Genomic DNA, 20,832 nt, shown 5'->3' on the forward strand with positions numbered 1-20,832 from the left:
TCCCGTTACTCGGCGGGCAGGTCGTCGATCAGGACAACCGCCTCACCGTCGATCACGGTGGCATCGTCGTCCTCGTTACGTACGACCGTCTCGAGTCGGTACTGATCGTTGCCGAGGTTTTCGACGATTTCGACGCGGGCAGAAACCCGGTCGCCGACACCGACCGGTCCGCTGAACTCGAGATCCTGAGAGAGGTAGATGGTGAGTCCGGGGAGCCGAGCGAGCGCCGCACTGATGAGGCCAGAGGCGAGGGTCCCGTGGACGATCCGCTCGCCGAAGCGGGTCTCGGCTGCGAACGCCTCGTCCAGGTGGAGGCGGTTCGTGTCGCCGCTGACGGCGGCGAACGCGCGAACGTCTTCGTCGGTGATCGCTTTCTCGAAGATAACGGTGTCGCCGACGCTGATGTGGTCGGGGTCGTCGACGGTGCGGTCGAACTGCCAGTCGAGATCGGAGTACTCGATCGACGGGATGGAAGGGGCAACTCGATTCTTCTCCTGACCGTTTTCGCCGTCGATAGACGGAAGCATCGCCGAAACAGCCGCTTGATTCGCCGCCGTCGCGGTTCGAAGGAACCCGCGCGTCATCGCCGACCACGCGGTCGTCATAGCACTCAAGTTATCTCCTCGAGTATTCTGATGGGACATCTACGGGCGGCTAAGTGTGGGGCGTATATGACTTCTTTGGCTGTTCTAATACCAATTTGTCGACACCAAGGTCCCGTAATAGCACCCTACAGGGCCACTCGAAAGTCCTTTCGATCAGCACAGTGTCGGAATCTTACTCACTGGCTTAACACCTCCATAACCGTCGTTCGAGCCACACACCGTCATGGAAAATCATCAAGTGGAGTCTGATGCCATTTGATGGTATCAGATGGATATCAGTGTAAAAGCTTAAGAGGTCTGCTCTCCAAGAAGCTGTTGATGACGGACGACTCCGACCGATCGCTCTGGTTCCCACCCGCGATGTTTGCCGAGGGGATGCAGGAAGCAGGAGAGCAGGTCGCGGAATCTCAGCAGGAGATGATGAAGCAGTTGATGCAGGCCACGTCGGCGAATCCGTTCAAAAGCGGGTCCACGTTTGGCCCGATGAACATGGGTACGGCGACGTTCAAAGCCCGCGTCCAGAGTGGCGGTCGGGTCAGTATTCCCGGCCCCGAACGGGAGGCCCTCGACATCGAAGAGGGCGATATCGTCCAGACAATCGTCATCCCCGTCAAACGAAACCGAGAGGAGTAACCATGACTCAGAACCCATTCACCGCAGTCTTCGACGCACAGCGCACAGCAATCGAACAGAGCCAGAACATGACCCACGATGCTCTCGAGGCCCAGCAAACGTCACTCGGCGCGATCGCCGACGCCGTCGAGACGTCGGGTGCGATGTTCGAATCCAACGCCGAAGTCACCCGCGGTGCCGTCCACGCCTACTTCGACGCCATCGAAGCCGGGCTCCCCGAGGGAAGCGCCAACTTCGACGAACTCCGCGAACTCGTCGACGAAGGCTTCGACTCCGCCACCGAAGCGCAGTCCCAGTCGCTCGATGCGGTCGTCGAAGCGGTCGAGGAATCGGAAGTCGCCTACGAGGAGTTCGCCCGGAGCTACGCCGAAGTAGTCGATACGTCGTTTGACGCATACCTCGACGCCCACGAGCAGGTCGAACAGAACGTGACTGCCGTGGCAGAGAACGTCGAAGAGGCCGCCGACGAGTTCGACGTCTCGGCCTAACGTAGGGACGCCGTTTTTTACAGTACACCGCCAATTTTCACCTATGGCAGACTCACAACCCCCGGCACAGAACTGGAACACGTTCGTCGAGCAGTGGAACGAGCAATTCCTCGAGGCGCTCGAGGACAACATGGAAGCACAGGCTCGATTCGTCGAGAGCTGGTCCCAGACGGTCGGCGATATCAGCGAGGACACCGAAGTCTCGGATGGCGTCGAGGGCTACGCCCGCGCCTACGAGACGTGGATGAACGCCTCGAAACAGATGGTCGAGCGCATGAACGACCAGCTCGAGGGCGAGGACGTCGACATAGAGGAGTTCCGTGACATCTGGCTCAACACGGCCAACGAGGCGTTCAAGGATGTCATGTCGACGACCGCGTTCGCAAAGATGACCGGCGAAACCGTCGGCGACGTTCTCGAACTCCAGCAGCAGGCCGACGAGGCGTCCCAGGAGACACTCCGGACGCTCGGCTTCGCGACCGAAGAGGACATCGTCGAAGTCGGCGACCGACTCGTCGAGCTCGAGCGCCGCCAACACGCCGTCGAGCAGAAACTCGACCGTGTCCTCGATCACCTGGAAGACGAGCAATGAGGAACCCGTATTCGTACGCACTGAACATGCAGCGTCAGGCCTGGGAGGGCGCTGCCGACCTGGCGGACAAGACCAGGGTAACACCAGAACGGACCGAAACGGTCGAGAACGTCGCCGTGGGTCAGACCCCGAGCGAGGTTGTCTACGAGGAGAACAAGCTGCGACTCCTCCACTACGAGCCGATGACGGAGGAGCAACACGATATTCCGATCCTCATCGTCTACGCGCTGATAAACAAACCGTACATCCTCGATTTACAGCCCGACCGCTCGGTCGTCCAGACGCTTCTCGAGTCCGGCTTCGATGTCTATCTGATCGACTGGGGCGAGCCTTCCAAACTCGATCGGACGCTCTCGCTTTCCGACTACGTCAATCGCTACATCGACAACTGCGTCGACGTCGTCAGCGAGCGCTCCGGTCAGGACGCGATCAACATCCTCGGATACTGCATGGGCGGCACGATGTCGGCCATGTACGCGGCGCTGTACCCCGAGAAAATCAAGAACCTGGCGTTGATGGCCGCCGGCCTCAGTTTCGCGGGTGAGGGCGGCATCCTCGAACTCTGGGGATCCGAAGAGTACTACGACCCGAACGCCGTCACCGACGCGTTCGACAACGTCCCGGCAGAGTTCCTCGACGTCGGCTTCGCGCTGATGGACCCCGTCGCGAATAACGTGACGAAGTACGTTCGGTTCTACGACAACGTCGAGGACGAGGACTTCGTCGAGAACTTCGCTCGAATGGAGCGCTGGCTCGACGAGGGAATCGACGTCGCAGGCGAAGCTTACGAGGAGTTTATCCGCGACATCTATCAGGAGAATAAGCTCTACACTAACGAACTCACGCTGGACGGCAAACGCGTCGACCTCTCCCGAATCGACATGCCCGTGCTTCAGATCGTCGCGGAGTACGACCACCTCATTCCGCCCGGGGCCTCCAAGCCGTTCAACGACGTCATCGAATCCGATGACACGGAGATCCTCGAGTTCGCGACGGGCCACATCGGCATGTCCGTCTCCTCACGGAGCCACGACGACCTCTGGCCGCGGGTCTCTGAGTGGTTCGAGGACCGCTCGAACGGGACGGGGGCCGATCGCGAGTCCGAGTCTGTCGGCGAACCGACACGCGAAGCGGACGCCGCGCTCGCTGAGGACGTCAGCGGATCCGAATCGGGTGTCGAGGATCTCGCGGACGGCGGCTCGAGCGTCGAAACGGCCTCGAGTTCCGGCGCCGGAACCGAAACTGAAACTGGGGACGAGAGCGAGGCGGAGACTGACGATCTCACCGAACTGACCGGAATCGGTCAGGCGTACTCGGACGACCTCACCGCCGCCGGTATCGAGACGTTCGACGATCTCGCCGATGCCGACGTCGCCGAACTCGCCACCGAAACGGGAATCTCTCCGAATCGGATCGAAGGATGGGTCGAACAGGCCCGACAGCAGTAGCGGGTTCGCCGCCGTGATCACGTCAAGTGGATCGGAGACGGAGTTCGACTGATCCAGGGGGGACGAGTCATCCAGGGGGAGGTTACGACTGGTCACGATTCCGACGGATGACGGCGACCATCGGGACAGGCGATCGTTCGAGCGCCGGTTCGTGGCAAATATTTTTAGATTGACATTTGCAAAATATTCGTTGACAGGTCGTTATTTACCATGGGACGTTGAACGTACCAGGTATGTCCATGGATGGTCGCACCTGCGTAATCACTGGCTCAGCACGGGGTATCGGTCGCGGGATCGCCGAGCACCTCGGCGAACAGGAAGCGAACGTAGTCGTCAACTACCGCTCATCGGAGGGGCCAGCACACGACACCGTCGAAGCGATCGAATCGAAGGGTGGGTCCGCTGTTGCGGCGAGAGCGGACGTAAGCGATCGCGCGGAGGTCGAACACATGATCGAGGTCTGTCACGAAGCGTTCGGCCAGTGTGACGTACTGGTGAACAACGCCGGGATCACGGCGGACAAGCAATTCACCGAGATGTCACGCGAGGAGTGGGACCGCGTGATGGACGTCAACCTCGGCGGCATGTTCAACTGCACCCAACTGTTCTACGACGACATCTGGAACGCAGAGGAGGGCCGGCTGATAAACATCTCGAGTGTCGTCGGGAAACAGGGTAACTTCGGACAAGCGAACTACGCCGCCGCGAAAAGCGGCATGTTCGGCTTTACGCGAACGATCGCCCTCGAACTCGCCCAGGGTGGCTCGACGGCCAACTGCGTCGCACCGGGCTTTACCGCGACCGACATGCTCGAGAGTGTCCCCGACAGCGTCCTCGATCGGATTATCGCGGGAATACCCCTCGAACGACTCGCGGAAGTCGAGGACATCGCAGCGGTCGTGCGCTTCCTCGCGAGCGAGGAATCGTCGTACGTGACGGGAGAAGTGATCGACGTCAACGGCGGCATGGACCTATAGAGACACCGTTTCAGTTCGATTTTAGAACCTCCGGACTCGCCTTCGGACCCCGATTGGCCAGTTTCGTAGAACGCCGTACGAAGGGGCCACAGTATCCGACCCGAGGTGGATGCCCGCGCGACGTGAAGGCGACTCGAGGTCGGTCCGAGTTCGCTTCAGTCACGCTCTACAGCCGTCTCGTTCGAATTGTCATCACGTCCGGTGTTTCGCTTTCTGCAGGACTCGCACGTTATCGATTCCAGTGTCCGGGTACTGGCCATCGTCGTCTTTCTCGACGGCCTTGACCATGTCCCAGACGACGTTCAAACCGGTCGTCACCCCCTCGAGTGCTTCCATCTCACAGCCCGTCTTGCCGGTGGTCTCGACGGCGACCCGCAATTCGACCCGGTCGTCTCCGAGTGAGAAGTCGGTGTCGACGTTCGTAATCGGGATCTGGTGGCACATGGGGATCGTCTCCCAGGTGTGCTTGACGGCCTGGATCGCGCCGATTCGGGCGGTCGCGAGGACGTCTCCCTTTCCCACCTCGTCTTCTCTGATCGCTTCGATCGTCGACCGGCGGAGACGGATTTCCCCGGCCGCGACCGCGCGGCGCTCGCTATCCGGTTTGTCGCCGACGTCGACCATCTGAACGTCGCCCTCCGCGGTCGTATGGGTCAGTTCGTCTGCACCGGCATTCGTACCCGTATCCGAATGCTCGTTTCCGCCGTCTCTCGAGTCGCCCGCATCGTCGTTCTCACTCATCTGTCTCACCCCATAGGGCCGCGGGAATTTCCTCGAGCATCTCCGACGCGAGGAACCCGTTCGATGCCGTCGGAGCAAGCCGTTCGCCGGCGCGGCCGTTGACGAACGCTGCTGCCGCCGCGGCATCGAGCGGATCGGCGTGTTCGAGCAGTGCCGCGACGATCCCCGCCAGCAGATCGCCGGTTCCGCCGACTTTCATTCCTGGGGCACCTGTTCGACAGATTCGGGTTCGCTCGCCGTCCGTCGCGACGTCGTCGACGCCTTTCGCGAGAACGACGTGACCCAGTTCGGCCGCGAAATCCGTGACGTCGTCCGCAGCCTCACGCAGCGAATCAGTGTCCGGACCCCCCATCCGGGTGAGTTCCGCCCGGTTCGGCGTACAGACCAGGGTCGCATCCGTTTCGAGGTCGGGGACGATCGATAGGGCGTCCGCGTCGACGACCGCCGGCCCCGTGTAGGACTCGAGAAACCGGCGGGCGGCCTCAAGCGTCTCGTCTGCAGTCCCGAGGCCCGGACCGAGCACGACCACGTCGTCGTGGCGCTCTGCCGTGTTCACGAGGTCGCCGACCTGCTCGGGCGAGAGCCTGTCGCTCCCGTAGGGCTGGACGATGAGGTCCTCAGCGTACCCCTGGATCTCGCCGGCAACCGACTCCGGTGCGGCGACGAAGGAGAGTTCCATCCCGGCCCGCAGGGCCGCTTGCGCTGCCAGCGCCGGCGCACCGGTGTAAGGGCCGCCACCGATGATGAACGCCCGCCCATCGCGGCTCGCCGGGCGAGCGAGGTCGACGTCGCCGGGGCCGACGAACTGCTCCGCAGCCGCGGGGATGCCGATGTTGGCGACGGTGACGTCGGCCGCGAGGTCCTCGAGACCCGGTTTCGTCCGGTGGAACGTGACGACGTGGTCTGCCACGATACCGTTGTCCGCGTGCTCACCGCCGTCTGCGTCGAAGCCCGACGGGACGTCGACCGCGATGACAGTCGCGTCGGCCTCGTTGATCGCTCGCGCGCCGGTCGCTGCCGGTTCTCGGAGATCGCCGCTGATACCCGTTCCGAGCATCGCGTCGACGATCACGTCCGATTCGGGGAGGTCGAACCCGCTCGAGTCGGTCACTTCTCGCGCGTCGTAGTCGGCCCGTCGCAGCGCGTCCCAGTTCTCGCGAGCGATGTCGGTCCCGATCAGCTCAGCGCGGCCGAGCAGCAGCGTCGTGACCCGATACTCGTCCAGGAAGCGAGCGGCGACGAATGCGTCACCGCCGTTGTTTCCGCGGCCGGCGACGACGACGACTCGAGCACCTGGATCGGCGACCGCCCTGATCTCGCGGGCGACCGCATTTCCGCTCGACTCCATCAACTGTTTCCGCGGGACGCCGAGCGCCGCGGCGTTTGCATCGACGGCGGCCATTCGATCGCCAGTAATCATAGGACAGGGTTCGACCGGCCGACCGTTGAAGATTGCGGACATCAGTGTGAAGTTCATCGGTTCGGCGACCGGCTGCGTACCGATTCGACCGGTGGAAATCGACGGGTCCTAGACCCGTGGGCCAATTTATCAATAATGATCTTTAGTTTTCTATCTCAAAACAATATTTGCAAATATATAAATTCCCTACCCTACTACGAACGGTATGGAAACGAGAGAGATCGACGACCCCGCCGACACCGTACCTGCAGACTGGTTCGATAGCACGTTCGACCAACCCGACCTCCAGATGTATCTGCCGGGTACGCCGACAGTCAATTTCGTCGAGTACGTCGAACTGGCGACGAAGCTGTTGCTCGGACGGTAGTGCGCTCGGCGACGTTCGTTCTCTCGCACCGATTCAAGGCCTCGAGCGAACGGCTTCGACCGAGACTGGAAAGATGGCGACGATTGGCCACTCGTTCGGTCGCCATGTTAGTACCGAATTTCGAACCCGTCTTTGCCTCGCGGGTCCTCGAATTCGGACTGGACGTCCTCGACGTTGGCCGCCGGGCTTCCCACGTGACACCACTCGATCATCTCTTCGACGACGTCCTCGGGCCCCTCAAAGATTGCCTCGACGCGACCGTCTTCTAAATTCGTAACCCAGCCGTCGACACCCTTCTCGCGCGCTGCGTCGCGAGTATTGGCGCGGTAGTAGACGCCCTGTACCGTCCCCGAGACGAATACGTGTGCGCGGGTTCGACTTGCCATGCCTCAGCAATCGACTTCGAGCATGAAAAATCCGGGACCGTTCCGTCCGCGGTCGCACCGTTCGAATACCCGAGAGTCAGTCCGGCTACGATGGTTGGTCGGTCCCGAAGCGATACAGGCAGGTATCTCGAGGGCCTACTCGAGTCCAGTGACTGTACGGCACCGAGACGGCATCCATTTCGAACGGGGCGGCGAGCCGTGCGTCGTCGCCGACGCACGAAGCGCCGCGGGCAGGGTCAACGTCGTGAGCCACGCCCACGCGGACCACACGTTTCGGACGGCGCCGGAATCGATCGTCTGCTCGACCGAAACCGCCGCGATAGCCGAAGCCAGGACCGGCACCGGCTTCGAATTCGTCGAACGGGTCCCTGGCATCGAACTCGTTCCGGCCGGCCACGTCGTCGGCTCCCGCGCGGCGATCATCGACCTGGATGACGTGTCCGGTAGTCTCGAGGACGTGACCGATGACGACGGTCCCCGACGCTACTGTTACACCGGCGATTTCTCGACGCGCGATCGGTGTTACCTCGAGGGGTTCGATCCCCGCGCCGTCGACGCGGACGCGCTCGTCATGGAGACGACGTACGGGCTTCCAAAGTACCGATTTTCGCCGCAGGAGGAACTCGAGGCCGCGATCCTCGACTGGCTTCGCGACAACGACGACCGGCCGTGCTTCCTGTTCGGCTACTCGTTGGGCCGCGCCCAGAAGCTCCAGTGGGTGGCCCGCGACGCGACGGGCGACGGGGGCCGGGAGATTCTCGTCTCCGAGTCCATCCGCGAGGTGAATCGGGTTATCGAACGCGCGACCGACGGCGACTCCCCGAACGGAGCGACCGATCGCCCGGCGGACGGGTCGGCTTCGGGCGGCCTTGAGTTCCCTGGGCGACGCTACGACTCGCTCCGCGGACTGACCGACGAAATCGTGATCCTGCCGTCGAATCAGGCTCGAGCCGACTGGGTCGAGACGGCCGTCGACCGCGAGAACGGACTGAAGGCGGGCTTTTCGGGGTGGGCGGTCGACGACTCCTTCCGCTATCGAGGACACTACGACGTGACGTTTCCGCTCACGGACCACTGCGACTTCGATGAACTCGTCGAAACAGCTCGCGCGATCGATCCGGAGGTCGTCTACACGAACCACGGCTTCGACGAGGCGTTCGCCGACCACCTCGCGACCGAGTATGGCTATCGAGCGCAGCCGCTGAAGCGAAACCAAACGACCCTCGAGGAGTTCTTCTGATGGGCCTCATCGACCGCTTCGAATCGGAGTATCTCGACGTCTCGAGTGGGCGTGCGACGGTCCGGGAGCTGCTCGAATTACTCGTCGGCGCGGTGCTGTTCGTCGTCGTCGCGAGCGCGCTCTCGTACTACCTGCTCAGCCGGCAGGTTGCACTCTGGGTCGCGGGAATCCTCGTCGTCGTCTTCACAGTGATGCTCGTTTCACAGGCCTACTGGGCCGTGACCGGCCGCGAAGACTACGCGGAGTAACTGCCCTGCTCCCGGCACACCTGAGGGGATCGCTCACCTGTTCGCAAGTGGCAGAAGAGAGACTTCTGCAGGCGGAGCAGGCCGAGTGCCTCGGGATCGTACGGATAGCGGAGATTTCCGTGACGAAGCGAAGCGACGCTCCGCGAGGTCCGCGAGACCGACGGTCTCGCTGACGAGACGCTCCGCGTCTCGAACCACGTGACACCGAGGCGGTTCACCAGGATCGAGTTTGTAGTCGTAGAGACGAGAGCCGCGGATACTGGAGAGACTAACGACCAGCAGGATTTCGCCGGCGGACTCCAACGGTACCATCGGCCGCTCGAGGAGTCGACAGAGATCCAGGAGGTGATCGACCAGTGATCGAGTGCTGGCTCCGCGAACGATGGGGCCGTCACAGTCAACCGCCCCTGGGTCACCTCTCTTGGAACAGTATTGATGGATAGTGAACGATGATTGGCGTTCAGGAGACACTGGTCGATCGTGAACTCGCCAGCTATTTACTTTTCAGAGCAGAGGTTCTGTCTCCAGTATGGCAACGAAAGCAGCTTACGAGTGTCCCGTGTGTCATGAGGAACTCGAGGATGGCGAACAGATGGAGGAGCACCTGCTCCGTACCCACCCGAAGAAAAAGCTGGCCACGTTCGTCGCCACTGAGACGGTTACTAGGGAAGAAGAAGGCGTCTCTGAGTAAGCTAGTCCATCTTCGATTTTCGAACGACCTCGAGTCATTCGGCCTGTTCAGCCTGTCGGACATATAAGGGGGTTCTCAGTCCGTCCAGTTGGGGAGATAGCCGCGCAGCCGCGTGTTCTCGAGGTCTGCCAGCACGTCGAGTGATTCGATTTCACCGACACCGCGTGACCTGGTCCTGAACAGATCGGAGTCGATCGCGAGCAGCGCGTCGTACAACTCGAGCATCGATGACGCGGCGATCGGCCAGCCGTCTTCGAGCAAGACGGCCGTGTCTCCGTTGGTCTCGAGCGCGGCGGCGATGTCTGGGTGCGTTTCGGCCACACCGTTCATTCCACTGCGCTTTCGACGGTAATCTATTGCTCCGTGAACGTCTCGACGAGCACCTCCCGGAGCGGCTCGGTCGCATCGTGGCCGATAGCTGCGATGGTCTAGACCGCCCGTCCGTCCTCGTCGATGAACGATCGAAGTGCCACCTGTTCACGTCGTCGAATACGGCTCATAACCGTTCTCGCCACGTGGATTTCGGACGTCAGTCGCCGGTGACGGGATCGCGTTCCCAGAACTCGCTTCCCTTTTTCAGTTTCGGAACCCACGTGTCGGTCGTCTTCGCCAGCAGCGCGACGCGGGACGCCGGAACGCCTTTCACCTCGGTAAACTCGGGCATGTGTTCGCCCACGGCCTCCGCGAATTCGACGACCTCGTCGTGGTCGGGCATCGCGGAGCGGTCGAGCCGACCTCGCGAGTGACCGACGTGCATGTAGGCTTTCAGCTCGATGAAATCCGGGTCAGCTTGCTGATAGAAGCCGGCGTACCAGTCTGGATGATGCATATTTTCTCCGTCGACGAGCGTCGTCCGCAAGACGGTTCGAGTGTCGTCTTTGTCCGCGAGCACGCCCATCGTCTCGAGCAGTTTCTCCCAGGCGTCGTCCTCCATTGCGCCGACCACCTGATCGAACGTGTGGCGCTCGGCCGCGTCGACGCTGACGTACAACTGGGTCGGATCGCACGCTCGGAGAACGTCGGGGCGGGTGCCGTTCGAAACGAGAAACGTAGTGATATCACGGTCGTGGAAGGCCTCGATGAGTTCGGGCAGGAAGGGATAGAGCGTCGGTTCGCCGTCCAGCGAGATGGCGACGTGTCGGGGTTCCATCGCCTGATCGAACACCTCGCGGGGAACCTCGTCGTTACCGCCGTACCCCGAGAGGAGCTTCTTCTGGAGAGTGATCGATGCGTCGACGACGGCTTCCGGGTCGTCCCACTCCACGTCGTCCATTTCGTAGGCGTGACCGCTGTGGTCGCGCCAGCAAAAGACACACCGCTCGTTACACCGGACGACGGGTGTCATCTGGATACAGCGATGGGACTCGATTCCGTAGAAAATATTCTTGTAACACTTGCCCTCGCCGCGCAGCGCGTTCGCCGTCCAGCCGCACGTCTGTGCTGCCGTGTGATTTTCGTTGTGATAATTCGGCGAGTCGACTTGCATCGGCCCGCTGTCGGAGTCGCTCATTAGTCCGTTCGTTCGAAACCCACAGCAATAACAGCCACGTTCACCGCTAGATCGAACGGCCGAATCTCGCTCTCTACGTTAGCGGACTGATCCTGCGATTTGATCGGACACGTCGGGTGTGGTGATACAGATTCGATCTCACGGATCGGGGAGAGGGTACCTTCGAATCCAGTGAGACGAAACAGAGACCAGTTTTCGTCCAATTCCGGTTCGAGTCCGTCGACGAATACGTTTTTCGAGACGAGTGCAAACCGCTCATCTCGAGCGGACGGTCCCCATCGGACGGTTTTACTTTTCGCCGGTTCTATTGAATCCACTGACGGCGTCGGGGTAAGTCGTCAGAATGATTGAATTGAAGCGGCAGAGGAAGCTTTGTGCAAAAGACTCTCTTCCGCTTCGTTAAACAGGCTGTGTCGATCGCACGAAAACTTACTGATGCAGCGCTGATGCAGATCAGCCATCCTGCCGGCAACGGAGTTGCCGGCTGGAAGCACGCTGTCCTGCATTTTCTCCGGCTTCACATGGAAGCAACGCTCGAAGAAGTCCTCGATTGGGCCGAAGAGATGGAGCGGGTACGAGCCGCGCTCAATCTCAAGCGCGGCGAGCTCCCCGGCCCATCCGCGCTCTGCAAGTCGTTTGACCGAGCGCCGATGCGGATCTGGCGAGAGCTGCTCCGACTTTCGTCGGAGCTGCTCGAGCAGTCTGGTCACGCCGCCATTGACGCCACGTACTTCGACCGTCGACAGGCATCAACCCACTATCTCAACCGCTGTGACCGAGACGTACGGACGATACAAGCGACGTTTCTCGTCGATACCGCGCAGGGCGCGGTTATCGACGTTCACTGCAGCACGAAGTGGCCTAACGGAACCAACATCGGGCCGCAGGTCGCCCGGCGCAACGCCGGCGACCTGCTCAGCCTCGCCGCTGACAAAGGCTACGACGATATGAGCTTCCGCGAAGAGCTTCGTGCTGAAGAAGTAAGACCACTGATCAAACATCGCGTCTTCGCACCCTACGATCACGCGCACAATGCGCGGATAGAGGATGAACTCTACAACCAGCGCTCAATCTGTGAAACCGTGAACTCGGTGATCAAGCGCTCGTACGGCTCCGCCGTCCGAGCGCGTGCATGGTATCGCCAGTTCCGTGAAATCGCTCTCGCAGCCGCAGTCTATAACGTCGAACAAGCCGTCAAACAATGAATCCCGTCGCCCTCTGCGGATTCAATAGAGCCCTTTTCGCCCGAAGAGCCGTGACGAGCGAGTGCCCGACCGATTCACTGGTCTATTTGCAATCGGCGAACTGGATACGATCATCGGTCGGCGCGAGACCGACGATATCGATATCGTGTACACCGTACCACCATCGACCGATCTCGGAATGACATCCTCCCCGGCGTGAACGCCGGGGTTTCCTCCGTGAGAGTCTCAGCCGGTCTCCGACTCACCGGAGGCGACAGTCCCGTCACGGTGGATGATGCTCGGGTTTGTACGCTGGTCGGTGGGACGGTGAGAGCGTGATAACTCCGACCAGTCGTGGTCGTCCCACTCGAACCGTGCTCGAAAACGCGACGCGTTTTCGCCATTCCGGTAATCGGTTATTTCCGAGGTCACGGGCCGTGCCGTCGGCCTTATTAACGTGGTCGGGGAGACCAGGGTCGATGGTTCCCCCGGGGACAGGGTAATTCACACTGTTTCACGTCCCCACCGGACGTCTCACCCGTCAAGACTACGCACAGCCAGGAATACTCGACCCACCTTACTGGTCGTCATCGGTCCCTGAGGGGACGTGCAACGTCTCTTTGACATCGGAGTCTCGTTTCACGATGTCTACGGCTACTCCCACCCGTTCGATTACACGGCTTCGCCTTCGCTCGTCGAATCGATCAGCGTCCGACCGGTCCGTCGAGCCTCGACGTACTCCCGATCTATCTCGACCCCGAGTCCCGGCCCGTCGGGAACCGTCACCGTTCCGTCGTCCGAGACGGATTCGACGTCGCTCACGAACGCTTTCTGATTCATCCAGTTCACGTCCTGGGGATGGACGAGCGCGTGCTCGAAGTAGTTCGAATTTCGGATCGCGCTCATGCAGTGCATCGTCGCTGGTCCACCGAGGTGAAGTTCGACGTCGAGGCCGAACGCCTCGGCCGCTCGGGCGATTTTCAGGACGCCGGTGATACCGCCGTCCTGGTGGACGTCCGCACGGACGAGTTCCACCGCCTCGGCCGCCATGTGATCGACCCGTCCGAACGGCCCGCTTCGAACGTGTTCGAGCCCCAGGAGCGGCGTTCGTAATTCCCGCGTCAGGGTTTTCGACAGGGTCATGCTATGACCCGTATCGGACATGGGATCTTCGTACCAGTAGAACCCGAATTCGTCGAGGGCTCGACCGACCTCGAGCGTATCCATGTACGTCTCGTAATTGCTCGCGGGATCGAGCATCAGATCCATTTCGTCTCCGACCCGCTCGCTGACCGCCCGACAGAGTTCGATATCTGACTCCGGTCGCCCGTCGGGATGCCCATGTAACTTGAACGCCGGGTAGCCGCGGTCGAGGCATTCTTCAGCGAAATCGGCGAACGCCTCCGGCGAACTCAGCCCGTCCGGGGCCTCGTCCACGAAGAAGGTCGATGCGTACGCCGGCAGTTCCGTCCGATACCCGCCGAGAAGTGCAGAGATGCTTTCTCCGTAGTATTTCCCCGCGAGATCCCAGAGCGCGATATCGATCGGTCCGAGCCCCATGTGATCGCTATGTCGAAGTCCCCGCCAGATGTCCTGCCAGATCCCTTCACGCTCGAGCGGATCTCTCCCGATAAGGAACTCCGAGGCCGCCATCTCTATGTGGGTGATCATCGACCGGGCGTAGGTGATGCTCCGATAGGTTCCCTCGAGGCCGTCCGCGGTGCGGATCGTCAGGATAAAACCGGGCGTCTCGAGGGTATTTCCGGGGTCGTAGACCTGGTGCCCGTGGCTGTTTCCGATGTCTTCGAGTTCGTAGGTGAATTCGTCGATCTCAATGTCACTGATTTTCATTGCGGACGTGTTCCGTGGTAGTCGGTCGTGGTCCGAGAACTGGGTTCGCGGACGTGTTTCCCGCGTAAGGGTACCGGTTCAGGACCTGTCTCTCCCTCGAGAAGGATAAAAGAGCGCTCCTTGTAGAGTTTTGCTGCCAACAAAATAATTATCATCGGTTACCGTCATCTGCCGGTAATTCAGTTCGTATCCATTACTGTATTCGTCGGTTCCGATACGGAATAGGGATCCGTCGCATCGCTCCGGCACGCTCGGAGACGGGATGGTGACTCGACCAGCGAATAGATCGCTCACTCATCGTCGCTGCGCCCGCTCGAGGACTCGTCAGCGGGCGCGTTCGGCAGCGTCGTCGGATCGGCGGGTTCGCCGCCGTGGATGGCGTCGTCGCGTTCGAACAGGTACAGCGCCGGCCCCGCGAGTACGATCACGAGCAAGCCCGGAATCGGCACGTCCAGCGGGGAGAGATAGATGGCGAATCCACCACCACAGGTGACGGCGACGAATCCCGCCCAGAGGAGAGGTCTCGAAATCTCGAGTCGCTTCGCGTCCCGGTACACGGCACCGCTACAGCCGAGGACGACGACGAATCCCAGAAGTGCGACGGCAACACCCTGCAGCGAGACCATACGTCGTCTTACGCGAACGGCGGCAAAAGGGTTCTGAGACAGCGGTCTGTGACCGGCCCGCACGTCGTTTGCGGTCGTCATCCGATTCCGATTTTCCGTTTCGACTTCCGACTTCGATCACCACTCTCCGATTTCGATCACCCGTCTCGCCTTCCGGCTCAGATTTCCCCTCCCGGACTCGGATCACCGCTCTCCGACTCGGATCGTCTCGTCACCCGATCGCTCGCGTACGAAAGCCTCGTCCTCTTGTCCGGGCAGGCCGTTCGATCGTTCATGCTCGGTGCCTATACGCTCGGAAAGAAAGCGGCAAAGTTCGGATACAAACGCTACGGAGTACCGGGGGCAATCGCCTCCGGTGGGGTGGCGCTGGCGGGATATCTCGTGGTGCGGCGAGCGCTCAAATCGTCGACGAGCACGGACGACGTCGACTCGGCAATCGATGCCTCCGAGGTCACATCCGCAGTCGAAGAGAAGGGCCTAGGTGCGGTGACGGATCCCGAGACGCTGGATCGAGCGATCGATGAGGAGGCAGTCGACTCCCCAATCGACATGGACGACGTCCAGTCGTCGGCCGAGTCCGAGACCGACGAGGTCGCCGGTGACTCGAACGCCGGAGAGAAGTAACGACTCGCAGAACGCGTCGCAATACCGAAACAGAAGTGAATTTACGTCGATCGAGTCGTCGTCGGAGCAGCAACTCCGCTTAGTCTTCCGCGTCGGAAGCGGATTCGGGGAGTGTGTCGGTGACGACCGATCGTTCCGGCAGTTCCGGATCTGGTTCTCGACCCAACGTGAGAATGCGCTCGGTGAGGGTAATCTCTTCCGCACTGGGATCGGCCTTCTCAATCTGCTCGTACTCGACTGCGACGCCATCGAAAACGGACGAAATGCGGACGACACAGAGCTGATACGACGGGTAGAACACCGGCGGGAGAAGCCCGGCGATAACGTCCCGGCGATGGAGACGCTTGAGCCACGTCCCGCTGTTGACGAGCAATCTGTCTTCGACCTCGATCACCGTCGGGCGGTGAGTGTGACCGTAACAGAAAATCGCCGTCTCCGGCCGGTCGGCGAACACCTCGCGAGCGGCTTCCTCGTACGGTTCGTCAGGGTCAACGGTGAGGTCCGTCTCGGAAATGCCGAACCGATCGACGGTCGTCCCGACGTCATGGAGAATGAAATACACGGGAACAGCACCGAGAAGGATTACGCCGGCGACCGCCGCGTTGACGACGAGGACGAAGTGAACGGCCCTCCCGACGAGGCCCAACTGGGCGAGAACTGCATCCGCCGTCTCGACCGGCATCGCCCAGATGCCAGCCACGTCCAGCCCCGCCAGTACCGCGAGAATGACGCTGATATTGAACAGCAACAGAAACGGGATCACGGCGTACCGAAGCATGGGGTTCATCTCCCGGTAGAAATACTTCGAGAGGAGCCAGTGAGGCACACGCTCGGTCGGCGTGACGGCCTGAACATCCTTCAGCCAGTTGTACCGCCCTCGGTCGGACAGCTGACCCGCCCGGCTCGTTACGTGGGTATTGTAGAAGTACCCTAACGGTGTCTCGTACGGATTGCCGAAATCCTCGAATCGGTTGTTGGGATCCCGCTGGTGACCGTGTTCGAACCAGATCATCCGATCACCGACCGGTCGGACGATCCACTCGGACTGGACGAGGTCGACGTTATACTCGGCCAATCGCCAGACGTACTCGTCATATGCGGCGAGGTCGTTATCATGATTTCCGGGTAGTAGCATGATCGGGACCGATTCGCCGGTCGCACGCAACTGTTCGAACAGCTCGGGATAGCGCTCCGTCAGGACGTCGAATTTCTCCAGTCCGTCGATCTCGGTGAACTCCCACAGTCCGAACGCGTCGCCGTTGATGAGTAACTCTGCGTCCTCATCGGTCCTCTCCAGGCGCTCGAGAAATTCGAGCAACTCGTCGAGAAAATCCACCTGCCCCAGTTGCTCGTCGCCGCCGATGTGGAGGTCACTGATCACGTAGTAAACTGGGCCGTCGACATCCTCAGCCATATCGTCAGTCTTTCGATAGCAACACGCATAATGCTAATCCCGGCAGTCCGAAAGACATCCCGCTCGTCCGGTGTATCGGCCACCGGCCGCGGTCCGAAGAAATCTGTCCAATTCAGTCGCTGAAACTGCTGCTATCGGAAACGAGGTGACAGATGTGTGTACAGACGCCCTACCTCGAGCCGCGGACCCGCTTGAGGACGGCGAGTGTGGCGTCGGCGTGAACGCCGTCGAGGACCTCGTCGGCTGCGTCTTTTGCGGCCTCGTCGGCGTTGTTGACGGCGAATCCCCGGCCGACGACCTCGAACGTCGAGACGTCGTTGATCGAGTCGCCGACGGCGACGCAGTCCGCCAGGTCGATTCCCACGTGATCGGCGATCGTCGCGACGCCGTCGCCCTTGTTCGGACCGGTATCCTTGACGTGGTAGGCGTAGCCAGTGTCGATCACCTCGAGACCGTGCGCAGCAGCGATTTCACGCAGCGGTTCGATCGGCTGCTCTATGTTGACGGCGATTTCAGTCTCCCGCCAGCGGTTGACGGTGTCTTCCGCTCCCCAGCCGAGGTCGTAGCCGGCGGCGCGATACTCCTCGGTGACGGCCCGGGCGGCCTCGCGATCGGCAGTGAAGAAGACATCGTCGCCGGTGTAGACGACGCCGCCGTTTTCGGCGACGACCAGTTCGGGAATGCCGACGAAATGACAGAGTGCGACGGGGTAGGGGAACGCCTTCCCGGTCGCGAACACTACCGGCGCGTCCCACTCGCGAAGCGGGTCGAACACCCGGGAGTCGATCCCCCAGCCCTCGGGACGAGTCAGCGTGCCGTCGATGTCGAGAACGAGCGGCGGGTCGGCGGCCATGTCCTCATTCGAGGGCTACGCGACCTAAAAGAGTCGGTTCGACGGGAGGGACGAAGCGTCGATTCGGTAACGGGGGAATCCGACGAGCCGATTCGCGATAGTGGGGCTCGAGAGGGCGATTCGTGACGATGAACGATGGGGAGATTCGCGAAAGGGAGACTCGATTCGGAAGCGGACGTTCACAGCGCGAGATAGCCCGCGTTGGGGAGGACCCCAATCAGATAGAGGACGCCGAGGACGAACATGAACGCGGCGATCGCCATCGCCGGCGGATCGACGTGTGTCCCGGAGTGCGAGTAGAACACTCGCTGGCTCACTTCACCGAGGAGACCGCTGATCGCCCCAAAGGCACCGGCGACGAGCAGCGCGGCCGGTTCACTTCCGATAGCTGGCATCGCGATTATCGCACCCACTGCGCCCAGGAGTGTGATGTGGTGGGTAACTGGAATCTTCTCGACGCCGAGATTGAGAAACAGCAGGCTCATCGCGGAAATCGCATAGCCCATGAAAATGCTTCCCGTCTCGAGCCAGATGTAACCGCCGAGGATCCCCCCGATGATGCCGATAGCGGTGACGCCGGACCACTTGTACTGGTGTGGGAGCCAGGGTTCAGTCGCCAGCCGACTCGTTTCGGTGCCGCCGTCTGCCGCTACGCGGTGTTCCTCCCGTTCGAACGGCGACATATCGAGAATGCTCGAGCCGCCGACCTTGCCCACGAGCGGGTAGCCGAATACGAGTCGAGCCAGGAAGGCCGTCGCCACGACCGAGAGGGCGATGTTGTCCGTGGGGAAACCGATACCCCCCATAAAGAGTGTGAATACCATCCCGAGCACACCGAAAATAGCCCCGACGGCGAGAATGTCGGGTTTGGTCCCGAACGCGTACAGGATGTCCTTCCCGAAGTGGTAGTCCCAGTCGTCGGGTTCCATTTCTGGATACTTTTGCCCGGCGTAGGCGGTCGCGGCGACACCGCCGGCGAAGGCGATGTGGGGACCGGTGACCATTCCGAACCCGATCGTCCCGGTAATGTCGGTCGCGAGCGCCCCCGACGAAACGGCATCGGTCGCGCCGATTTCTCGCTGGAGGATAGCGACCCCTTCCCCGAGGAAGACGACGAAGCCAGTGAAGATGAACGCGGGCAGGGCACCGATCGCCGCGCCGAATGCGCCGCCTGCGAGGGCGGCGATCAGGAGGAGAACGAACTCTTCGAGACCGACCCCGATGACCGGAAGCTGGAGGAGCACCTGAAACATGGTTCACTCCTCACTGTCCCGCGCCCAGTCGCGCGAACGGTCGACCGCTTCCGACCAGCGGCTGTATCGCCGGTCGGCCGCGTCCGAATCCATCTCTGGCTGGAACTCCGCGTCGACCTGCCAGTTACTTCGCAACTCGTCGGGATCGCTCCAGTAGCCAACGGCGAGCCCGGCCGCGTAGGCAGACCCGAGCGCCGTCGTCTCGTCGACGACCGGTCGAACGATGTCAGAGCCGATGATGTCGGACTGGAGCTGACAGAGGAAGTTGTTCTTGACCGCCCCGCCGTCGACCTTCAGCGACCGCATCTCGATTCCGGAGTCCGCCTCCATCGCTTCTGCAACGTCGCGCGTCTGGTAGGCGATCGACTCGAGTGTCGCTCGGACGAGGTGCTCCTTGCGAGTGCCGCGGGTCATCCCGACGATCGTCCCTCGCGCGCGCTGATCCCAGTGGGGCGCGCCCAGTCCCGTAAACGCAGGGACGAGGTAGACGCCGTCCGTCGAGTCGACGCTCCGGGCGAGCTCTGCCGTCTCGGCCGGGTCGTCGATCAACGTCATGTCCTCGAGCCACTCGATCGCCGCGCCGGTGATGAAGATGGAGCCCTCGAGCGCGTACTGGACATCTTCACCGGCACGCTGGAACCCGATCGTCGTCAGGAGGCCGTGATCGGATTCGACGGCCTCGCTGCCAGTGTTCATCAGGAAGAACGAGCCGGTGCCGTAGGTGTTCTTTGCGTCTCCGGCGTCGAAGCACGTCTGGCCGAACAGCGCCGCCTGTTGATCGCCGAGCGCCCCCGCGACCGGTATCTCGGCTTCGAGGAAGCCCTCGGGATCGGTCGATCCGTACGTCGCGTCGTCGCTCGAGGGACGCACCTCGGGGAGCATCTCCGGCGGCACGTCGAACTCCGCGAGGAGGTCGTCGTCCCACTCGAGGTCGTGGATGTTGTACAGCATCGTCCGCGAGGCGTTCGTGACCTCGGTGACGTGCTCGCCCGTGAGGTTGTATATCAGCCAGGTGTCGATCGTTCCGAACAGGACCTCGCCAGCTTCCGCGCGGTCCCGGATGTCCTGTGGCCGCGAGCGCTCGAGTTTGATCGGATCGGCGTTGTCGAGCAGCCACTCGGCTTTCGTCGCCGAGAAGTACGCGTCAGCCTCGAGGCCGGTCTTCGAACGGATCGTCTCGACCTGCCCACCGTCCTCGAGTTTCTCGACGCGATCGGTCGTCCGGCGGTCCTGCCAGACGATGGCGTTGTGAACCGGTTTTCCGGAGTCCGCGTCCCACAGCAGCGTGGTTTCCCGCTGGTTGGTCACGCCGATGGCGGCGAGTTGGTCGGGGCTGATGCCCGCTTGGGCCAGCGCCTGCGTGATGACGTCTTTCGTGTTTTCCCAGATCTCCATCGGGTCGTGTTCGACCCAGCCCGGTTCTGGATAGATCTGTTCGTGCTTTTCGTATGCGTTCGCGACGACCTGCCCCCCGTGATCGAACACGATGAAGCGGGTCCCGGTCGTTCCCTGATCTACCGCACCGACATAGGTTGTGTCTGTCACTTGCTGTCACCCGATTATGGTCGCCACGCGACCCGTTTACTGTCGATCGCGTGCTACTGGTAAACAATAAGTACGATCATTATAAACGTTATCGAACCCATACGAATTTTTTCATAAATAAAAATGAATTGAGATC

General features: G+C 61.4%; 23 protein-coding genes and 2 pseudogenes. 11 read left to right on the forward strand and 14 right to left on the reverse strand.

Translation table 11 applies throughout. The features are described from left to right. Positions 1-5 precede the first annotated feature (5 nt). Entirely contained in the window at positions 6-644 is a 639-nt protein-coding gene (locus NJU76_RS01435; protein WP_254531033.1) for a MaoC family dehydratase, read from the reverse strand. A 279-nt stretch (positions 645-923) separates the two neighbouring features. Here NJU76_RS01435 and NJU76_RS01440 point away from each other — a divergent pair, with 279 nt between their 5' ends. The 5 genes from NJU76_RS01440 to NJU76_RS01460 all read left to right on the forward strand — a co-directional run bounded on the left by NJU76_RS01440 (position 924) and on the right by NJU76_RS01460 (position 4,743). Next, a complete protein-coding gene (locus NJU76_RS01440; RefSeq protein ID WP_254531034.1) occupies positions 924-1,238 on the forward strand; it encodes an AbrB/MazE/SpoVT family DNA-binding domain-containing protein in 315 nt (104 codons plus the stop codon). A 2-nt stretch (positions 1,239-1,240) separates the two neighbouring features. Continuing rightward, positions 1,241-1,726, forward strand: a complete 486-nt coding sequence (locus NJU76_RS01445; protein WP_254531035.1) for a hypothetical protein — start codon at positions 1,241-1,243, stop codon at positions 1,724-1,726. Between the two features lie 43 nt (positions 1,727-1,769). Next, positions 1,770-2,318 carry a poly(R)-hydroxyalkanoic acid synthase subunit PhaE gene (locus NJU76_RS01450; RefSeq protein ID WP_254531036.1) on the forward strand — a complete coding sequence of 183 codons (549 nt, stop codon included), beginning with the start codon at positions 1,770-1,772 and terminating at the stop codon, positions 2,316-2,318. Beyond that, positions 2,315-3,766, forward strand: coding sequence for a class III poly(R)-hydroxyalkanoic acid synthase subunit PhaC (phaC, locus tag NJU76_RS01455; RefSeq protein ID WP_254531037.1), 1,452 nt, complete (start codon positions 2,315-2,317; stop codon positions 3,764-3,766). Before NJU76_RS01450 ends, phaC begins: the two co-directional genes overlap by 4 nt. Before the next feature lie 233 nt (positions 3,767-3,999). Further along, positions 4,000-4,743 carry a 3-oxoacyl-ACP reductase family protein gene (locus NJU76_RS01460; RefSeq protein WP_254531038.1) on the forward strand — a complete coding sequence of 248 codons (744 nt, stop codon included), beginning with the start codon at positions 4,000-4,002 and terminating at the stop codon, positions 4,741-4,743. A 192-nt stretch (positions 4,744-4,935) separates the two neighbouring features. Here NJU76_RS01460 and moaC read toward each other — a convergent pair whose 3' ends face one another. Both moaC and NJU76_RS01470 read right to left on the reverse strand, forming a co-directional pair. After that, positions 4,936-5,484: a cyclic pyranopterin monophosphate synthase MoaC gene (gene moaC / locus NJU76_RS01465; protein WP_254531039.1), complete on the reverse strand. Its 549-nt coding sequence runs from the start codon at positions 5,482-5,484 to the stop codon at positions 4,936-4,938. Continuing rightward, the gene (locus NJU76_RS01470) at positions 5,477-6,904 is read right to left on the reverse strand and encodes an NAD(P)H-hydrate dehydratase (protein WP_254531040.1); all 1,428 of its coding nucleotides are present in this window, start codon (positions 6,902-6,904) and stop codon (positions 5,477-5,479) included. The genes moaC and NJU76_RS01470 overlap by 8 nt, the downstream gene beginning before the upstream one ends. A gap of 205 nt (positions 6,905-7,109) precedes the next feature. Between NJU76_RS01470 and NJU76_RS01475 the strand changes: the two genes are divergently transcribed. Continuing rightward, a complete protein-coding gene (locus tag NJU76_RS01475) occupies positions 7,110-7,271 on the forward strand; it encodes a hypothetical protein (RefSeq protein ID WP_254531041.1) in 162 nt (53 codons plus the stop codon). 107 nt (positions 7,272-7,378) lie between these two features. Here the strand turns inward: NJU76_RS01475 and NJU76_RS01480 are convergent, their stop codons facing one another. Continuing rightward, complete coding sequence (locus NJU76_RS01480; RefSeq protein ID WP_254531042.1) at positions 7,379-7,657, reverse strand: acylphosphatase; 279 nt, start codon at positions 7,655-7,657, stop codon at positions 7,379-7,381. Between the two features lie 148 nt (positions 7,658-7,805). Here NJU76_RS01480 and NJU76_RS01485 point away from each other — a divergent pair, with 148 nt between their 5' ends. The 3 genes from NJU76_RS01485 to NJU76_RS01495 all read left to right on the forward strand — a co-directional run bounded on the left by NJU76_RS01485 (position 7,806) and on the right by NJU76_RS01495 (position 9,836). Next, on the forward strand, positions 7,806-8,897 hold the full coding sequence (locus NJU76_RS01485; RefSeq protein ID WP_254531043.1) for an MBL fold metallo-hydrolase: 1,092 nt from the start codon (positions 7,806-7,808) through the stop codon (positions 8,895-8,897). After that, positions 8,897-9,145 carry a hypothetical protein gene (locus NJU76_RS01490; RefSeq protein WP_254531044.1) on the forward strand — a complete coding sequence of 83 codons (249 nt, stop codon included), beginning with the start codon at positions 8,897-8,899 and terminating at the stop codon, positions 9,143-9,145. The genes NJU76_RS01485 and NJU76_RS01490 overlap by 1 nt, the downstream gene beginning before the upstream one ends. 529 nt (positions 9,146-9,674) lie before the next feature. Further along, positions 9,675-9,836, forward strand: a complete 162-nt coding sequence (locus tag NJU76_RS01495) for a hypothetical protein (protein WP_254531045.1) — start codon at positions 9,675-9,677, stop codon at positions 9,834-9,836. 75 nt (positions 9,837-9,911) lie between these two features. Here the strand turns inward: NJU76_RS01495 and NJU76_RS01500 are convergent, their stop codons facing one another. Both NJU76_RS01500 and twy1 read right to left on the reverse strand, forming a co-directional pair. Then, positions 9,912-10,157 carry a hypothetical protein gene (locus tag NJU76_RS01500; protein ID WP_254531046.1) on the reverse strand — a complete coding sequence of 82 codons (246 nt, stop codon included), beginning with the start codon at positions 10,155-10,157 and terminating at the stop codon, positions 9,912-9,914. 208 nt (positions 10,158-10,365) lie between these two features. Next, positions 10,366-11,346 (reverse strand): 4-demethylwyosine synthase TYW1, encoded by a 981-nt coding sequence (gene twy1, locus NJU76_RS01505; RefSeq protein ID WP_254531047.1) that lies wholly within the window; start codon positions 11,344-11,346, stop codon positions 10,366-10,368. Positions 11,347-11,720: 374 nt separating this feature from the next. Between twy1 and NJU76_RS01510 the strand changes: the two genes are divergently transcribed. Continuing rightward, positions 11,721-12,551, forward strand: a complete 831-nt coding sequence (locus NJU76_RS01510) for an IS5 family transposase (protein WP_254531048.1) — start codon at positions 11,721-11,723, stop codon at positions 12,549-12,551. 85 nt (positions 12,552-12,636) lie between these two features. Here NJU76_RS01510 and NJU76_RS01515 read toward each other — a convergent pair. From NJU76_RS01515 to NJU76_RS01525, 4 genes and pseudogenes are all read right to left on the reverse strand, one after another. Further along, positions 12,637-12,732: pseudogene (locus tag NJU76_RS01515) on the reverse strand (DUF234 domain-containing protein); the annotation flags it as partial. 44 nt (positions 12,733-12,776) lie between these two features. Beyond that, a pseudogene (locus NJU76_RS26950) lies at positions 12,777-12,983 on the reverse strand (hypothetical protein); the annotation flags it as partial. Positions 12,984-13,202: 219 nt separating this feature from the next. Beyond that, positions 13,203-14,381 carry an enolase C-terminal domain-like protein gene (locus NJU76_RS01520; protein WP_254531049.1) on the reverse strand — a complete coding sequence of 393 codons (1,179 nt, stop codon included), beginning with the start codon at positions 14,379-14,381 and terminating at the stop codon, positions 13,203-13,205. Positions 14,382-14,671: 290 nt separating this feature from the next. After that, the gene (locus tag NJU76_RS01525) at positions 14,672-15,007 is read right to left on the reverse strand and encodes a hypothetical protein (RefSeq protein ID WP_254531050.1); all 336 of its coding nucleotides are present in this window, start codon (positions 15,005-15,007) and stop codon (positions 14,672-14,674) included. A gap of 273 nt (positions 15,008-15,280) precedes the next feature. Between NJU76_RS01525 and NJU76_RS01530 the strand changes: the two genes are divergently transcribed. Next, positions 15,281-15,631, forward strand: coding sequence for a hypothetical protein (locus NJU76_RS01530; protein WP_254531051.1), 351 nt, complete (start codon positions 15,281-15,283; stop codon positions 15,629-15,631). Positions 15,632-15,710: 79 nt separating this feature from the next. On the opposite strand, the gene NJU76_RS01535 is transcribed toward NJU76_RS01530, so the two are convergent. The 4 genes from NJU76_RS01535 to glpK form a co-directional block, all read right to left on the reverse strand. Then, complete coding sequence (locus NJU76_RS01535) at positions 15,711-17,045, reverse strand: metallophosphoesterase (protein WP_254531052.1); 1,335 nt, start codon at positions 17,043-17,045, stop codon at positions 15,711-15,713. Positions 17,046-17,214: 169 nt separating this feature from the next. Next, entirely contained in the window at positions 17,215-17,898 is a 684-nt protein-coding gene (locus NJU76_RS01540) for an HAD-IIB family hydrolase (RefSeq protein WP_254531053.1), read from the reverse strand. A gap of 179 nt (positions 17,899-18,077) precedes the next feature. Next, positions 18,078-19,151, reverse strand: coding sequence for a DUF7973 family transport facilitator (locus NJU76_RS01545; protein ID WP_254531054.1), 1,074 nt, complete (start codon positions 19,149-19,151; stop codon positions 18,078-18,080). A gap of 3 nt (positions 19,152-19,154) precedes the next feature. Next, positions 19,155-20,696 carry a glycerol kinase GlpK gene (gene glpK / locus NJU76_RS01550; protein WP_254531055.1) on the reverse strand — a complete coding sequence of 514 codons (1,542 nt, stop codon included), beginning with the start codon at positions 20,694-20,696 and terminating at the stop codon, positions 19,155-19,157. Between the last annotated feature and the right edge of the window lie 136 nt (positions 20,697-20,832).

Source organism: Natrinema gelatinilyticum (assembly GCF_024266705.1).
Taxonomy (GTDB): Archaea; Halobacteriota; Halobacteria; order Halobacteriales; family Natrialbaceae; genus Natrinema; species Natrinema gelatinilyticum.

What these genes read in the sequence shown, in the direction of transcription:
- NJU76_RS01435 (WP_254531033.1), bottom strand. Translation starts at nt 644, where the DNA reads ATGTCCCATCAGAATACTCGAGGAGATAACTTGAGTGCTATGACGACC.
- NJU76_RS01440 (WP_254531034.1), top strand. Translation starts at nt 924, where the DNA reads ATGACGGACGACTCCGACCGATCGCTCTGGTTCCCACCCGCGATGTTT.
- NJU76_RS01445 (WP_254531035.1), top strand. Translation starts at nt 1,241, where the DNA reads ATGACTCAGAACCCATTCACCGCAGTCTTCGACGCACAGCGCACAGCA.
- NJU76_RS01450 (WP_254531036.1), top strand. Translation starts at nt 1,770, where the DNA reads ATGGCAGACTCACAACCCCCGGCACAGAACTGGAACACGTTCGTCGAG.
- phaC (WP_254531037.1), top strand. Translation starts at nt 2,315, where the DNA reads ATGAGGAACCCGTATTCGTACGCACTGAACATGCAGCGTCAGGCCTGG.
- NJU76_RS01460 (WP_254531038.1), top strand. Translation starts at nt 4,000, where the DNA reads ATGTCCATGGATGGTCGCACCTGCGTAATCACTGGCTCAGCACGGGGT.
- moaC (WP_254531039.1), bottom strand. Translation starts at nt 5,484, where the DNA reads ATGAGTGAGAACGACGATGCGGGCGACTCGAGAGACGGCGGAAACGAG.
- NJU76_RS01470 (WP_254531040.1), bottom strand. Translation starts at nt 6,904, where the DNA reads ATGATTACTGGCGATCGAATGGCCGCCGTCGATGCAAACGCCGCGGCG.
- NJU76_RS01475 (WP_254531041.1), top strand. Translation starts at nt 7,110, where the DNA reads ATGGAAACGAGAGAGATCGACGACCCCGCCGACACCGTACCTGCAGAC.
- NJU76_RS01480 (WP_254531042.1), bottom strand. Translation starts at nt 7,657, where the DNA reads ATGGCAAGTCGAACCCGCGCACACGTATTCGTCTCGGGGACGGTACAG.
- NJU76_RS01490 (WP_254531044.1), top strand. Translation starts at nt 8,897, where the DNA reads ATGGGCCTCATCGACCGCTTCGAATCGGAGTATCTCGACGTCTCGAGT.
- NJU76_RS01495 (WP_254531045.1), top strand. Translation starts at nt 9,675, where the DNA reads ATGGCAACGAAAGCAGCTTACGAGTGTCCCGTGTGTCATGAGGAACTC.
- twy1 (WP_254531047.1), bottom strand. Translation starts at nt 11,346, where the DNA reads ATGAGCGACTCCGACAGCGGGCCGATGCAAGTCGACTCGCCGAATTAT.
- NJU76_RS01520 (WP_254531049.1), bottom strand. Translation starts at nt 14,381, where the DNA reads ATGAAAATCAGTGACATTGAGATCGACGAATTCACCTACGAACTCGAA.
- NJU76_RS01525 (WP_254531050.1), bottom strand. Translation starts at nt 15,007, where the DNA reads ATGGTCTCGCTGCAGGGTGTTGCCGTCGCACTTCTGGGATTCGTCGTC.
- NJU76_RS01530 (WP_254531051.1), top strand. Translation starts at nt 15,281, where the DNA reads ATGCTCGGTGCCTATACGCTCGGAAAGAAAGCGGCAAAGTTCGGATAC.
- NJU76_RS01535 (WP_254531052.1), bottom strand. Translation starts at nt 17,045, where the DNA reads ATGGCTGAGGATGTCGACGGCCCAGTTTACTACGTGATCAGTGACCTC.
- NJU76_RS01540 (WP_254531053.1), bottom strand. Translation starts at nt 17,898, where the DNA reads ATGGCCGCCGACCCGCCGCTCGTTCTCGACATCGACGGCACGCTGACT.
- NJU76_RS01545 (WP_254531054.1), bottom strand. Translation starts at nt 19,151, where the DNA reads ATGTTTCAGGTGCTCCTCCAGCTTCCGGTCATCGGGGTCGGTCTCGAA.